This window comes from Flavobacterium ammonificans (assembly GCF_020885975.1).
In the GTDB taxonomy this organism is placed as follows: domain Bacteria; phylum Bacteroidota; class Bacteroidia; order Flavobacteriales; family Flavobacteriaceae; genus Flavobacterium; species Flavobacterium ammonificans.
In genome coordinates this window covers 794,331-807,621 of record NZ_AP025183.1, presented here as the reverse complement: position 1 = coordinate 807,621, position 13,291 = coordinate 794,331, and the positions used below count along the sequence as shown (strand labels likewise).

The 13,291-nt window shown below is 36.2% G+C and carries 13 protein-coding genes; 8 read left to right on the top strand and 5 right to left on the bottom strand.

What is annotated here, in order from left to right; translation table 11 throughout:
- Positions 1–5 precede the first annotated feature (5 nt).
- From ileS to LPC23_RS03500, 4 genes are all read right to left on the bottom strand, one after another.
- Complete coding sequence (ileS, locus tag LPC23_RS03515; RefSeq protein ID WP_229331121.1) at positions 6–3,407, bottom strand: isoleucine--tRNA ligase; 3,402 nt, start codon at positions 3,405–3,407, stop codon at positions 6–8.
- Between the two features lie 189 nt (positions 3,408–3,596).
- Positions 3,597–4,310: a DNA repair protein RecO gene (recO, locus tag LPC23_RS03510; protein ID WP_229326599.1), complete on the bottom strand. Its 714-nt coding sequence runs from the start codon at positions 4,308–4,310 to the stop codon at positions 3,597–3,599.
- A gap of 104 nt (positions 4,311–4,414) precedes the next feature.
- Positions 4,415–5,758 (bottom strand): NADP-specific glutamate dehydrogenase, encoded by a 1,344-nt coding sequence (gdhA, locus tag LPC23_RS03505; protein ID WP_229326597.1) that lies wholly within the window; start codon positions 5,756–5,758, stop codon positions 4,415–4,417.
- 247 nt (positions 5,759–6,005) lie between these two features.
- Complete coding sequence (locus LPC23_RS03500) at positions 6,006–6,461, bottom strand: DinB family protein (RefSeq protein ID WP_229331119.1); 456 nt, start codon at positions 6,459–6,461, stop codon at positions 6,006–6,008.
- Positions 6,462–6,546: 85 nt separating this feature from the next.
- Between LPC23_RS03500 and LPC23_RS03495 the strand changes: the two genes are divergently transcribed.
- From LPC23_RS03495 to LPC23_RS03460, 8 genes are all read left to right on the top strand, one after another.
- A complete protein-coding gene (locus LPC23_RS03495; RefSeq protein ID WP_229331117.1) occupies positions 6,547–6,897 on the top strand; it encodes an arsenate reductase family protein in 351 nt (116 codons plus the stop codon).
- Positions 6,897–7,796 carry a DMT family transporter gene (locus LPC23_RS03490; RefSeq protein ID WP_229331115.1) on the top strand — a complete coding sequence of 300 codons (900 nt, stop codon included), beginning with the start codon at positions 6,897–6,899 and terminating at the stop codon, positions 7,794–7,796. The genes LPC23_RS03495 and LPC23_RS03490 overlap by 1 nt, the downstream gene beginning before the upstream one ends.
- 37 nt (positions 7,797–7,833) lie before the next feature.
- Complete coding sequence (locus LPC23_RS03485; RefSeq protein WP_229331113.1) at positions 7,834–8,694, top strand: YicC/YloC family endoribonuclease; 861 nt, start codon at positions 7,834–7,836, stop codon at positions 8,692–8,694.
- A 10-nt stretch (positions 8,695–8,704) separates the two neighbouring features.
- Positions 8,705–9,277, top strand: coding sequence for a guanylate kinase (gmk, locus tag LPC23_RS03480; protein ID WP_229331111.1), 573 nt, complete (start codon positions 8,705–8,707; stop codon positions 9,275–9,277).
- A 64-nt stretch (positions 9,278–9,341) separates the two neighbouring features.
- Positions 9,342–9,923, top strand: coding sequence for a nicotinate (nicotinamide) nucleotide adenylyltransferase (gene nadD / locus LPC23_RS03475; RefSeq protein WP_229331109.1), 582 nt, complete (start codon positions 9,342–9,344; stop codon positions 9,921–9,923).
- 71 nt (positions 9,924–9,994) lie between these two features.
- Positions 9,995–11,158 (top strand): iron-containing alcohol dehydrogenase, encoded by a 1,164-nt coding sequence (locus tag LPC23_RS03470; RefSeq protein WP_229331107.1) that lies wholly within the window; start codon positions 9,995–9,997, stop codon positions 11,156–11,158.
- Positions 11,159–11,434: 276 nt separating this feature from the next.
- On the top strand, positions 11,435–12,430 hold the full coding sequence (locus LPC23_RS03465; RefSeq protein ID WP_229331105.1) for an NAD(P)H-dependent glycerol-3-phosphate dehydrogenase: 996 nt from the start codon (positions 11,435–11,437) through the stop codon (positions 12,428–12,430).
- Positions 12,431–12,441: 11 nt separating this feature from the next.
- Positions 12,442–12,657 carry a hypothetical protein gene (locus LPC23_RS03460; protein WP_229331103.1) on the top strand — a complete coding sequence of 72 codons (216 nt, stop codon included), beginning with the start codon at positions 12,442–12,444 and terminating at the stop codon, positions 12,655–12,657.
- Between the two features lie 85 nt (positions 12,658–12,742).
- On the opposite strand, the gene LPC23_RS03455 is transcribed toward LPC23_RS03460, so the two are convergent.
- Positions 12,743–13,150, bottom strand: coding sequence for a hypothetical protein (locus LPC23_RS03455; protein WP_229326582.1), 408 nt, complete (start codon positions 13,148–13,150; stop codon positions 12,743–12,745).
- Positions 13,151–13,291 lie beyond the last annotated feature (141 nt).

Genomic DNA, 13,291 nt, shown 5'->3' with positions numbered 1-13,291 from the left:
ATCCCTTATTTAGTAATTAGTATTCTTGTTTTTATATCGTCAAATTCTATTTCTAATCCATTGGTTACCTCGTCTTCAAAAACCAAACTTTCAGTTAGCGTTTCCGACATGATATAATCTAAATTCGCTTCAACTGCGGTTTTTAATTCCGCATTTTGTTGTAAGGTTACTTTAATTTTATCTGTTACTTCAAATCCTGAATCTTTACGGATATTTTGGATTCGGTTAACCAATTCTCTGGCAATTCCTTCTTGTTTCAATTCTGTCGAAATTGTAATATCTAAAGCTACCGTAATTCCGTTAGAATTAGCTACCAACCATCCTTCAATATCTTGAGACGTAATTTCTACATCTTCTAAAGTTAAAGATACAGTATTCCCTGCAATAACAATAGCTAAAGTTCCTTGCTGTTCCAGTTCGTTGATTTGATCTGGAGAAAACCCTTGAATTTCCTTAGAAATCAAGCCCATGTCTTTGCCAAAACGAGGTCCTAATGCCTTGAAATTAGGTTTGATTTGCTTCACCAAAACACCCGAGGCATCATCCAAAAGCACTATTTCTTTTACGTTAACCTCCGCTTTAATTAAATCGGATACTGCTTCAATTTCAGCTCTTTGATTACTGTCAAGTACTGGAATCATTACCTTTTGCAAAGGTTGGCGTACTTTAATCATCTCTTTTTTACGAAGCGATAATACCAATGATGAAATCGTTTGTGCTTTTTGCATTTTGCTTTCCAACGATTTATCAACAAAGTTTTCAACGAATTCTGGAAATTTTGCCAAATGTACACTCTCAAAACCTTCTGAATGTGTCGCTTGTGTTAAATCTCTGTATAATTTGTCCATATAAAATGGCGCAATTGGAGCAGCCAATTTACTTATGCTTAACAAACAGGTATATAAAGTTTGATAGGCCGCGATTTTATCTTGCGCATATTCACCTTTCCAAAAACGTCTTCTACACAAACGAACGTACCAGTTACTCAAGTTTTCTTGAACAAAATCAGAAATCGCACGAGCAGCTCTTGTTGGTTCATAATCAGCATAGAAACCATCTACATCTTTAATTAACGTATTCAATTCGGATATAATCCAACGATCAATTTCTGGGCGATCTGCCAACGGAATTTCAGCTTCTGAATAAGTAAATCCATCGATATTAGCATACAAACTAAAGAATGAATAAGTGTTATATAAAGTGCCAAAGAATTTACGACGCACCTCAGCAATTCCTTCCAAGTCAAATTTCAAGTTATCCCAAGGGTTCGCATTAGATATCATGTACCAACGCGTTGCATCTGGGCCATATTCTTTCAAAGTTTCAAAAGGATCAACGGCATTCCCTAAACGTTTCGACATTTTCTGTCCGTTTTTGTCCAATACCAATCCGTTTGAAACTACATTTTTATAGGCAATTTTGTCAAAAACCAAAGTTCCAATAGCGTGTAAGGTATAGAACCAACCACGGGTTTGATCCACTCCTTCAGCGATAAAGTCTGCAGGGAATGATTTGTTTTGGTCAATCAACTCTTTGTTTTCAAATGGATAATGCCATTGTGCATACGGCATAGCTCCCGAATCAAACCAAACGTCAATTAAATCGCTTTCGCGTTGCATTGGTTTTCCTGAAGCCGAAACCAAAGTGATTTCGTCCACTACATTTTTGTGCAAATCAATCAAATCATAATTCGCTTCTGACATATTTCCAATCTCAAAACCAGCAAACGGATTTGTTTTTTGGAAACCAGCCTGGATTGATTTTTCAATTTCGATGTACAATTCTTCAACCGAACCAATCAAAATTTCTTCTTGTTTGTCCTCGGTTCTCCAAATTGGCAACGGAATTCCCCAATATCTAGAACGCGATAAATTCCAATCGTTAGCGTTTTTCAACCAGTTCCCAAAACGACCTTCTCCAGTCGCTTTTGGCTTCCAGTTGATGGTGTCGTTCAAGTCAAACATTCGGTCGCGCACCTCGGTAATCTTGATGAACCAAGAATCCAATGGGTAATATAAAATAGGCTTGTCTGTTCTCCAACAATGTGGGTAACTGTGAACGTATTTCTCTACTTTGAACGCCTTATTTTCTTCTTTTAACTGAATAGCAATTTCCACATCGGCAGAACGCTCCGGTGCTTCACCTTCGTTATAGTATTCGTTTTTAACGTATTTGCCTGAAAGATCTCCGAGTCCATTGACAAATTTACCTTGTAAATCCACCAAAGGAACTGGCGTGCCATTTTCGTCCAAAACCAACATAGGCGGTATTTCAGGAGTAGCTTCTTTGGCTACTTTAGCATCATCCGCACCAAAAGTAGGTGCGGTATGCACAATTCCTGTTCCATCTTCGGTAGTAACGAAATCTCCTGCAATCACTCGGAAAGCATCTTCAGCATTTTGATACGGTAAAACCAATGGCATCAATTGCTCGTAACGAATCCCAACCAAGTCCGCTCCTTTGGCTTCCGCCAAAATTTGGAATGGAATTTTCTTATCTCCTGCCTTGAAGTTTTCAAAATCAGCCGCATCTGTGGATTCGAAGAAGGTTTTTCCGAATTGTTTTCCAACTAAATTTTTAGCCAAAATGACATTCGTTGGTAAAAAAGTATACTGATTGAAGGTTTTCACCAACACATAATCAATTTTTGGTCCTACGGTCAAAGCCGTATTGGATGGCAAAGTCCAAGGTGTTGTCGTCCAAGCCAAAACATGAATATCGCCAAATCCTTGTAAAAAAATCGGCAATGATTCGGATTTGGTTTTGAATTGTGCTACAATGGTTGTATCAGTTACATCGCGGTACGAACCCGGCTGATTGACCTCGTGCGAAGACAATCCAGTCCCCGCTTTTGGTGAGTACGGCTGAATGGTGTAGCCCTTGTACATCAAATCCTTGTTGTAGATTTGTTTCAACAACCACCAAACGGTTTCCATATATTTGGGTTTGTAGGTCACGTACGGATCTTCCATATCTACCCAATATCCCATTTTTTCTGTTAGGTCATTCCAAACATCCGTATAGCGCATTACAGTGCGTTTACACGCCTCGTTGTATTCTTCTACGGTGATGGTTTTGCCAATATCTTCTTTGGTAATTCCTAGTTCTTTTTCGGTACCCAATTCCACAGGTAAACCGTGGGTATCCCATCCAGCTTTACGCTTTACTTGGAACCCTTTTTGAGTTTTATAGCGACAAAAAATATCTTTAATAGCACGTGCCATCACGTGGTGAATTCCTGGCAAACCATTTGCCGAAGGCGGCCCCTCAAAAAATACGTACGGCGGATTCCCCTCGCGGGTAGTTACCGTTTTTTCAAATATCGTTTCTTTCTTCCAAAAATCCAGCACTTCTTCTGCCGATTTTGGCAAGTCAAGTCCTTTGTATTCAGTAAATTTTGTGCTCATGGTATGCTTTTCTAAATCGAGTTGCGAAAGTAATGATTTATAGGCAAAAGGCAAAAGGCAATAGCTAAAAGTTATTGATACTGATTAATGTGTGATTTTCAAAGGGAATTAAAACACAGATTTCGCATATTATCAAAGAGACATACTACATCTGAGAAATTTGTGCCAATTCGTGAAATTCGTGTTTTTTTAAGCAAAAACCTCCTTCAACACATCCAACGATTTGGGTTTTCGAAAGCCGTCCAAATGATAACTGTAGTAATCCATTAGGATTTTCAAGAGGATTTGTCTTTCAATCACATGGAAGATTTTTTGATCCGAATCCCATTTTAAATCAATCAGTTTTTTGAATAAAAGGGTTTCGTGTTCCGTAAGTGAACTTACTGCATGAAACGGAGAAAAAACACCTTCTATCAATTCGAAAAAGGCTTGATCCTTGTCGGAAACATCCGGGTAAAATCCAAAATGCTTGGTCATTTCAAGCAATAAAATCAAATGGAAATTAGCCGTTTCATTATGATTGTCGAGCCACTGTAAGGCCGCTTCTAAAAAGGCAAAGAGCGGTTCGTTTTTTTCTTCTTCGTGAATGGAATGATGCAAAATCTCTGACAGAAACAAGACAATGGTGCTTTTGACAATGTCAGTATGAATCGAATGAAAAGGTGTGGCAATTTTAATTTCTTTGAAATTCTCCAAGGTCCCTTTATTCTTATGCACCGCTTCAATTTCCAAAATATTCAACGGCTGGAAATACGCAATTTTCTGATTCGATTTTCGAGCCGAAAAAGCATCTCGAACAAAATAGGATTTCAAACCGTGCGTTAACGTAAAGCATTTGACAATCAGGCTTTTTTCCTGAAATTTTAATGCCGAAATAACAATCGCTTTGGTTTTGACTTGCATGTATTGAGAATTGATTCACAAATATAGTATACTCTACCGCACAAAATAAAAAAAACCTTCTCTCGAAAATCGAAAGAAGGTTTTAAGTATTTGAATTAATAGTCTTATACCACCCCTTGTGCAAGCATAGCGTCAGCTACTTTTACAAATCCAGCGATATTGGCTCCTTTTACATAGTTAACATACCCATCTTCTTCCGCACCATATTTTTTACATTGATTGTGAATACCCACCATAATGTCTTTTAATCGTTCATCTACTTCCTCGCTCGTCCAGTTCAAACGAATCGAGTTTTGTGTCATCTCTAAACCAGAAGCGGCAACTCCTCCAGCATTCGCAGCTTTTCCTGGAGCAAATAATACTTTAGCATCTAAAAATTGTTTAATAGCGTCTAATGTACAAGGCATATTAGCCGCTTCAGTAACACAAATTACTCCATTAGCAATCAATTTTTTAGCATCTTCTTCGTTCAATTCATTTTGAGTAGCACATGGAATAGCGATATCTACTTTTGCTTCCCAAGGACTTTTACCTTTGTGGAAAACTGCATTCGGATATTTCTCTAAATAGGCTTCGGCTTTATTATCGCCTCGCGCACGAAGCTCTAACATAAATTCAATTTTATCGCCTGAAATTCCATCTTGATCATAAATATATCCGTCAGGACCTGAAAGGGTAACTACTTTTCCGCCTAGTTCGTTTACTTTTAAAGCAACTCCCCAAGCTACATTTCCAAAACCTGAAATAGCAACCGTTTTCCCTTTAATTTCATGACCGATAGAACGCAACATTTGCTCTGTAAAATACACTACACCGTATCCTGTTGCTTCTGGGCGAATTAACGAACCACCGTAAGCCAATCCTTTTCCAGTTAATACCCCCGTAAATTCATTGCGAATGCGTTTGTATTGTCCGAATAAGTAACCAATTTCCCTGGCTCCAACTCCAATATCTCCCGCAGGCACATCCAAGTCAGGTCCAATATGACGACACAATTCCGTCATAAATGATTGACAAAAACGCATGATTTCACCATCTGATTTTCCTTCCGGATCAAAATCAGAGCCTCCTTTTCCACCACCCATTGGTAGTGTAGTCAAACTATTTTTGAATACTTGTTCGAAAGCCAAGAATTTCAATACCGATAAGTTCACGGTATGATGAAAACGGATTCCGCCTTTATACGGTCCGATAGCGGAATTCATTTGAATTCTAAACCCACGATTTACGATAATTTCTCCATTATCTGCTACCCATGGCACTCTAAAAATAATAGAACGCTCTGGCTCAGCTATTCGAAGTAATATGTTTTTCCCGTCGTATTTTTTACGTTCTGAGATGAACGGAATTACCGTTTCAGCAAACTCTCTCACCGCTTGAATGAATTCCGGTTCGTTGGGATTTTTGGCTTCCACCAAAGCCATAAATTGATTTATTTTATCTTCCATAGTTTAGGTACTAAGTTTTAGGTCTATATACTTGATTTTGGGTTCCGATTACAATTTAAGAAATCGATTTCGTAACTACAACAAAGATAGTTGTAATTCACAAATAAATTCCTCTATATTTTTGACTTTTTTTGACGATTTACAATTTTAACAAGCTATATCGAAGAAATCTACATTTACAACGGCGCTTTTAATGAAAACAATATGGTTTTCGCAAATAATACTATAAAATAATTGCTTTTTAAAACTACACTATTTTCTTCATACTCATTATTATTCCAAGATGAAGTCCTTCGTGGAAATTATTGTATGCCATCGCGTCCTGAACGCTTTTTAAAACAAAACCACTAGAGGTTGGATACTCGGTAAATTGAGTAAATACACCACTCCCATAATCGGCTTGTGTTTGATCAATTGTATCAAATAATAATGATTTAATTTGATTTACATCTTCCTGAGACGCGGCTTGTTCAGGTTTTGAACCTTTCTTGTATTTATCAACCAATTCATCCGAAATTAACATAGGCAAACCTGAAAGTTTATACACTAATAACTGCTGAGTTACCACGACATGGGCAATATTCCAAAATAGATTATTGGTAAATCCTTCAGGAATTGTATTCAGTTGGTCTAGGCTCAATTCCTCTAAAAAAGGAGCAATTAATTTTCGTAGGGTTCGGTTCAGTTCGAATGTTTGTTCCATTAGGTTTGATTTGAAATTTTTGCTAAAAATAATCATTTTAAGTATCAAATGAATTTTCTTTGCAAAAAAGTAATCTCGTTTCAAAATGAACAAAATATACTACCTCGCCTCGTGCGATACCTGCCGAAAAATCATTAAAGCCTTGCCAAAAGGACATGATTTAGTTTTTCACGACATCAAACAAGACCCTATTAAGGAAGGGCAATTGGATGAGATGTATCAACTTTCAGGCAGTTACGAAGCTCTTTTTAGTAAAAAAGCACAATTGTACAAATCTTTAGGTTTAAAAGACAAAGCCTTGACCGAAGCTGATTTCAAAAAATACATCTTAGAACACTATACTTTTTTAAGTCGTCCCGTTTTTATTATTAAGGGCGCCATATATATTGGCAACAGCCAACAAAACATACTTCAAGTTCATAAAGCATTGAGTTAATGTACAAACGAAATCTCGCATTACTAGCCGCTACTATTGTTTCCATAATTTATGGGGTGACATTCACTATTGCTAAAGATGTGATGCCTCAATACATAGACGCTTTTGGTTTTATTGCGATACGAGTGGGTGGAACCATGGCTTTATTTTGGATGGTATCGATAGCTATAAATGCATTCAAAAAATCGCCGGCAGAAAAAATAGACCCGTCCGATTACAAAAGAATAATTGCAGCCGCTTTCTTTGGGGTAGCGCTCAATATGCTTACTTTTTTCAAAGGATTAAGTTTGACATCGCCAATAAGCGCCGCAGTAATAATGGTGTCTACTCCAATGATCGTTATGGTGCTTTCGGCAATTTTGGTTAAAGAAAAAATGAAAAAGCGAATGATTTTCGGACTCCTTTTGGGTTTGTTAGGAACCGCCTTGTTAATTCTTTACGGAAAATCTATTGGCAATTTAAAACAAGCAGGCTTAGGCAATTTTTTAGTTTTAGTAAATGCTATTTCTTATGGGTATTATTTAATTATTGTTAAAAAATTAATGCATAAATACCAAGCTTTCACTTTTGTAAAATGGATTTATCTCGCTGGATTTCTGATGGTTTTACCTTTTGGATGGGAAGAATTTCAATCCGTTCAATGGATTGCAGTTCCTTCTGAAATGTATTGGAAAATAGGTTTTGTAGTGTTTTGCTCTACCTTCTTAACCTATTTATTGAACCTGCTTTCTATGAAAGAATTAAGCCCAACCACTGTAGCCGTTTTCATTTATTTACAACCGCTTTTTGCTTCTATTTTTGCCATCGGATTAGGGAAAGACGAGTTGAACGGCATTAAAATAATTTCGGCAGCCCTAATTTTTAGTGGGGTTTATCTAGTTACGATTAAGAAATCCTAAAATTTCAATACATTTGTAGCTATTACACAATTCATATATGATACAATCAATGACTGGTTTTGGCAAAGCCACCTTGCAATTGCCAACCAAAAAAATCACGGTAGAAGTAAAATCTTTAAATAGTAAAGGACTCGATTTAAATGTACGAATGCCTTCGCTTTACCGCGAAATGGAATTGGGCTTACGCAACCAAATTGCATTAAAATTAGAAAGAGGTAAAGTGGATTTTTCGATTTTTATCGAAAGCACTGCCGAACAAACTTCGACCAAAGTCAATGTGCCAATTGTTAAAGGATATATGGAACAATTAAGAGCTGTTTATGCTGAGGCTGATGAAGTGGAATTGATGAAAATGGCAATTCGTATGCCAGATACAATGAAAATTGAGCGTGAAGAAATTGACGAGAAAGATTGGGCTCAAATTGAAACGGTTATTGAAGAGGCGCTACAAAACATCTTGAACTTTAGAAAAGACGAAGGAGAATCACTTGAAAAAGAATTTCAATTGCGTATTGCTAATATTCGCCGGTATATGAACGAAGCTTTGGCATTAGATCATGAACGCGTTCAAACTATAAAAGACCGTTTGCACAATGCGATAACTGAGTTAAAAGTAGCCGTTGATGAAAATCGTTTCGAACAAGAATTGATTTATTATCTAGAAAAATTAGACATTACCGAAGAAAAAGTGCGCTTAACGAATCACTTGGATTATTTCTTAGAAACTATCAAAGGAACGGAAGCTAATGGTAGAAAATTAGGTTTTATCACCCAGGAAATGGGACGTGAAATCAATACCATGGGTTCTAAATCGAATCATGCACAGATGCAAAAATTAGTCGTTCAAATGAAAGACGAATTGGAGAAAATTAAGGAGCAGGTATTGAATGTACTGTAATTAGAATAGTATGAAAGGAAAATTAATCGTATTCTCAGCACCATCGGGTTCAGGAAAAACTACCATAGTTAGGCATTTATTAAAGCAAGAGGATTTGAACTTGGAATTCTCCATTTCGGCAGCTACTCGCGAAGCCCGTGGCGAAGAAGTGAATGGAAAAGACTATTATTTTATGTCCATTCCCGAATTCAAAAAACACATCAAAAATGAAGATTTTGTCGAATGGGAAGAAGTGTACCGCGATAATTTTTACGGGACTTTAAAAAGCGAAGTAGAACGCATTTGGGCCAAAGGAAAAAATGTGATTTTTGATATTGATGTTGCAGGTGGATTGCGAATCAAATCGAAATTTCCAGAAGAAACTTTGGCTGTTTTTGTGAAACCACCAAGTGTGGACGAACTCAAACGCAGATTGAAAGAACGTTCAACAGAAAGCGATGAGAAAATCAATATGCGAATTGCAAAAGCTCACGTAGAATTGGCTACTGCTCCTCAATTTGATGTTGTAATTAAAAACTACGACTTAGAAGTAGCTTTAGAGGAGGCGAATGAATTAGTTAAAAATTTTATTGCCACGAATTAGTACAAATTTTGTGAGATTTAATTATTTTGGATTCGTGTTAATTTGTAAAATTAGTTTTTGAAAAATGAAAATAGGTCTCTATTTCGGAACGTTTAATCCCATTCATGTGGGGCATTTGATTATTGCTAATCACATGGCGGAGCATGCCGATTTAGATCAAGTTTGGATGGTGGTTACCCCACACAATCCATTGAAAAAGAAAAGTACTCTTTTAGCTGATCATCACCGATTAGAAATGGTGTTTTTGGCAACGGAAGATTTTCCTAAAATCAAACCTTCCGATATTGAATTCAAACTTTCGCAACCCAATTATACGGTGAATACCTTAGTTCACTTAGAAGAAAAATATCCTGAGCATGCGTTCTCCTTAATTATGGGCGAAGACAATTTGAAGTCGTTTCATAAATGGAAAAATTACGAAGCTATTTTGGCGCATCACGAAATCTATGTCTATCCAAGATTAGACGCTACAGCTGAAAATACGTTATTTAAAAACCATTCGAAAATCCATTTGATTGATGCTCCGGTTGTAGAAATCTCTTCTACATCTATTAGAGAAAATATCAAAAAAGGGAAAAATGTATTGCCTTTGCTCACTCCAAAAGTATGGGAATACATTGATCACAACAATTTTTACAAAAAATAAAATACTACAATTAACAGTCGTTCATCATAAACAACTATGTAATAGTGTATCTTTAATTAAAACTTACTCTTATGTTAAACTTTGAATTATACAATCCTGTCAAATTAGTTTTTGGAAAAGGAGAAATAGAAAAATTAAGCACTTTAATTCCTAAAGAATCAAAAATCTTAGTGGCCTATGGCGGCGGCAGTATTTTTAAAAACGGAATTTACGATCAAGTAAAATCGGCATTAGAAGGGTTTGACGTGGTGGAATTTGGTGGAATTGAAGCCAATCCGTATTTCGAAACCTTAATGAAAGCGGTAGAAATCATTCGCGAACAAAAAATAGATTTCATACTAGCTGTTGGGGGAGGAAGTGTAATTGATGGCGTAAAATTCATCTCGGCTGCTGCCAAATTTGAAGGCAATCCATTAGATATTCTTCAAAAAAGAATCATCTTCAAAGAAGGTGCTGATGTGGTGCCTTTTGGAACCGTTCTGACTTTACCTGCTACAGGAAGTGAAATGAATTCAGGTTCGGTAGTTTCCATAAAAGCGACTCAAGAGAAACGCGACTTTGGAGGCTCAGCCATGTTCCCAAAATTTTCAATTTGTGATCCAACTGTAATTGCTTCATTGCCAAAAAGACAATTGCAAAATGGCGTGATTGATGCGTACGTTCATGTTTTAGAACAGTATTTAACTTATCCTCACAAAGGATTTCTACAAGACCGCATCGCCGAAAGTATTTTACAAACATTAATTGAAATAGGTCCTGATGTAGTTGAAAATCCAACAGATTATGCCTTAGCTTCTAATTTTATGTGGAGTTGTACCATGGCATTAAATGGATTGATACAAAAAGGAGTTCCTTCAGATTGGGCAACACATATGATTGGACACGAATTAACTGCATTATACAATATTGACCATGCTCGAACATTAGCTATTATTGGTCCTAATCTTTACCGTGTTTTGTTTGAAACCAAAAAAGAAAAATTAACGCAATACGGTAAAAGAGTATTCCAATTGACTGGAACTGATGAAGAAATTGCACGTCAAGCCATTGAAGCAACAGTAGCATTTTACCATACAATGGGTATGAAAACTAAAATCTCTGAAAACGCTTCCAATATTGAAAATACTGCTGATTTTATTGTCAACAGATTTGAAGAAAGGGGCTGGAAAGCTTTAGGAGAAAGACAAAATATTACTTTAGAAAAACTACGTGAAATTGTAGAATTGAGCTATTAGTAAATAATAAAAAGACGTTCTACTAGCTCATTTGTGGAACGCCTTTTTCAAATACAAAAAACAAAACTAACTAACTCAAAGTAGATCTAAATACAAAATAATGATACTTAATACTTTATAACGTAAAATAGTACATTTTTATTGTGTGTGGATATTTATTTTTTTACAATTCAACTGCTTACAATTCTAAACAGCCTTCTATTATTGGCGTAAGAACACTAATAAATTGGTGCTTTTTATTTTTTTTCCTACTTTTGATTAAATCCAAAACACAAAATGACCGAAAATTTAAAGTTTGCAGTTATTGGTGGAGGTAGTTGGGCTACCGCTATTGCAAAAATGTTATGTGCTAATGTACCTGAGATTTCTTGGTACATGCGTAACGAAGCTGCAATTGAACATATCAAAACCGAAAAACACAATCCGAATTACTTAAGTTCGGTTGAGTTTGATACCAATAAACTGAAATTAACCCACGATATTAACGAAGCCGTTGCTTATGCCGACTATCTAATTTTTGCAATTCCTTCTGCTTTTTTGGAAACTGAATTGGGTAATTTAACTAGTTCACTTGAAGGCAAAATCATTTTTTCAGCTATTAAAGGTATTGTTCCGGAAACCAGTTTAATTGTGGGAGAACATTTTCACAACAATTACGGAATTCCATTTGAAAATATTGGAGTTATAACTGGCCCTTGCCATGCCGAAGAAGTAGCATTAGAGCGTCTCTCCTACTTAACTATTGCATGTGGAGATCCTGAAAAAGCAACAATTGTCGCAAAAAATCTATCCAGCAATTACATCAAAACTAAAATTACCGATGACATTATTGGCACTGAATATGCAGCGATGTTAAAAAACATTTACGCAGTAGCTGCAGGCATGGCTCATGGTTTAGGCTATGGAGATAACTTCCAATCGGTTTTGATGAGTAATGCGATTCGAGAGATGAAAAAGTTCATCAAAAAAGTCCATAAAATGAAACGCAACATCAATGACTCGGCCTATCTAGGCGATTTATTGGTTACTGGTTATTCCGTTTTTTCTCGAAATAGAATGTTCGGAAATATGATAGGGAAAGGCTATACTGTAAAAAGTGCCATGATGGAAATGAGTATGGTGGCTGAGGGCTATTATGCTACTAAAAGCGCCTACCAATTGAATCAAGGCTATGGAGCTAAAACTCCCATTATTGATGCCGTGTATAGTGTTTTATACGAAGGGAAAAATGCCAAAAAAGTATTCAAAAATTTGACAGATCAACTAGATTAAATACAATAATTATGAGCGAAAGATGGAAATATCAGGTTAAAACAGGGGTTTTTTGGGGACTATTTATGATAGGTTTTTCTACTTGGTACCTGTCTGAAACAACACCACTTGCAGTTCAATTAGCAGACTATAGTTACTATTTTAGAGCCGTTGGTTATATTGTTTTTGGAATTTTTGTACTGGGTTATTCTAGTTGGACGGCTAAAAAACGCCGTGAAGGAAAATAGAATTTTTAAACTATATAGTTAAAAGTTAACCGCAGATTTACTGATAATACTAATTCAGCGAATCTGCGGTTTGTTTTAGGATATATTATCGAACAATTACGCCGTCTACAAATAGAATTGGCACTTCTTCCTGATTCGCTTCGTTTATACTATTTGCTTTGAAAATAAATTTCTTATCATACAAAGTATTGCCTATAAAAAAAGTGACCATAAACTCATTGTTCAACGCCAATACGCTTTTTTCAATCAATTCGATTTTAGCCACCGAAACCTCAGGGATTTCAGCAAAAGCATGACGCAAAAGCGAGGTTTTTTTCATTTCTCCGTCAATGGTTCCAAATGCTTTAGAAACGACCATTACTCCGTCTAGTTGGAAATCAGAATCGTTTACTAAATAAGCATACCAGACTTTTTCCATGAACTCATCGCTCCATTCTTGAACGACCGCCATGAAAACATTTTCTACTTCGGGGATAATGATGTCTTTCTTCATATATGCAAAAGTTAATTTTTAGCGGACATATATGTAATCGCTTTATTTATTGATGTTTGCTTGCGCAAACTTGTGGTTAATGGCGATTTCATATTGTAAAAAACCCTTTCTAAATATTACTTCAAAAAGGGCGAATTATTT

What these genes read in the sequence shown, in the direction of transcription:
- gdhA (WP_229326597.1), bottom strand. Translation starts at nt 5,758, where the DNA reads ATGGAAGATAAAATAAATCAATTTATGGCTTTGGTGGAAGCCAAAAAT.
- ileS (WP_229331121.1), bottom strand. Translation starts at nt 3,407, where the DNA reads ATGAGCACAAAATTTACTGAATACAAAGGACTTGACTTGCCAAAATCG.
- recO (WP_229326599.1), bottom strand. Translation starts at nt 4,310, where the DNA reads ATGCAAGTCAAAACCAAAGCGATTGTTATTTCGGCATTAAAATTTCAG.
- nadD (WP_229331109.1), top strand. Translation starts at nt 9,342, where the DNA reads ATGAAAATAGGTCTCTATTTCGGAACGTTTAATCCCATTCATGTGGGG.
- LPC23_RS03460 (WP_229331103.1), top strand. Translation starts at nt 12,442, where the DNA reads ATGAGCGAAAGATGGAAATATCAGGTTAAAACAGGGGTTTTTTGGGGA.
- LPC23_RS03485 (WP_229331113.1), top strand. Translation starts at nt 7,834, where the DNA reads ATGATACAATCAATGACTGGTTTTGGCAAAGCCACCTTGCAATTGCCA.
- LPC23_RS03470 (WP_229331107.1), top strand. Translation starts at nt 9,995, where the DNA reads ATGTTAAACTTTGAATTATACAATCCTGTCAAATTAGTTTTTGGAAAA.
- LPC23_RS03455 (WP_229326582.1), bottom strand. Translation starts at nt 13,150, where the DNA reads ATGAAGAAAGACATCATTATCCCCGAAGTAGAAAATGTTTTCATGGCG.
- LPC23_RS03495 (WP_229331117.1), top strand. Translation starts at nt 6,547, where the DNA reads ATGAACAAAATATACTACCTCGCCTCGTGCGATACCTGCCGAAAAATC.
- LPC23_RS03500 (WP_229331119.1), bottom strand. Translation starts at nt 6,461, where the DNA reads ATGGAACAAACATTCGAACTGAACCGAACCCTACGAAAATTAATTGCT.
- gmk (WP_229331111.1), top strand. Translation starts at nt 8,705, where the DNA reads ATGAAAGGAAAATTAATCGTATTCTCAGCACCATCGGGTTCAGGAAAA.
- LPC23_RS03465 (WP_229331105.1), top strand. Translation starts at nt 11,435, where the DNA reads ATGACCGAAAATTTAAAGTTTGCAGTTATTGGTGGAGGTAGTTGGGCT.
- LPC23_RS03490 (WP_229331115.1), top strand. Translation starts at nt 6,897, where the DNA reads ATGTACAAACGAAATCTCGCATTACTAGCCGCTACTATTGTTTCCATA.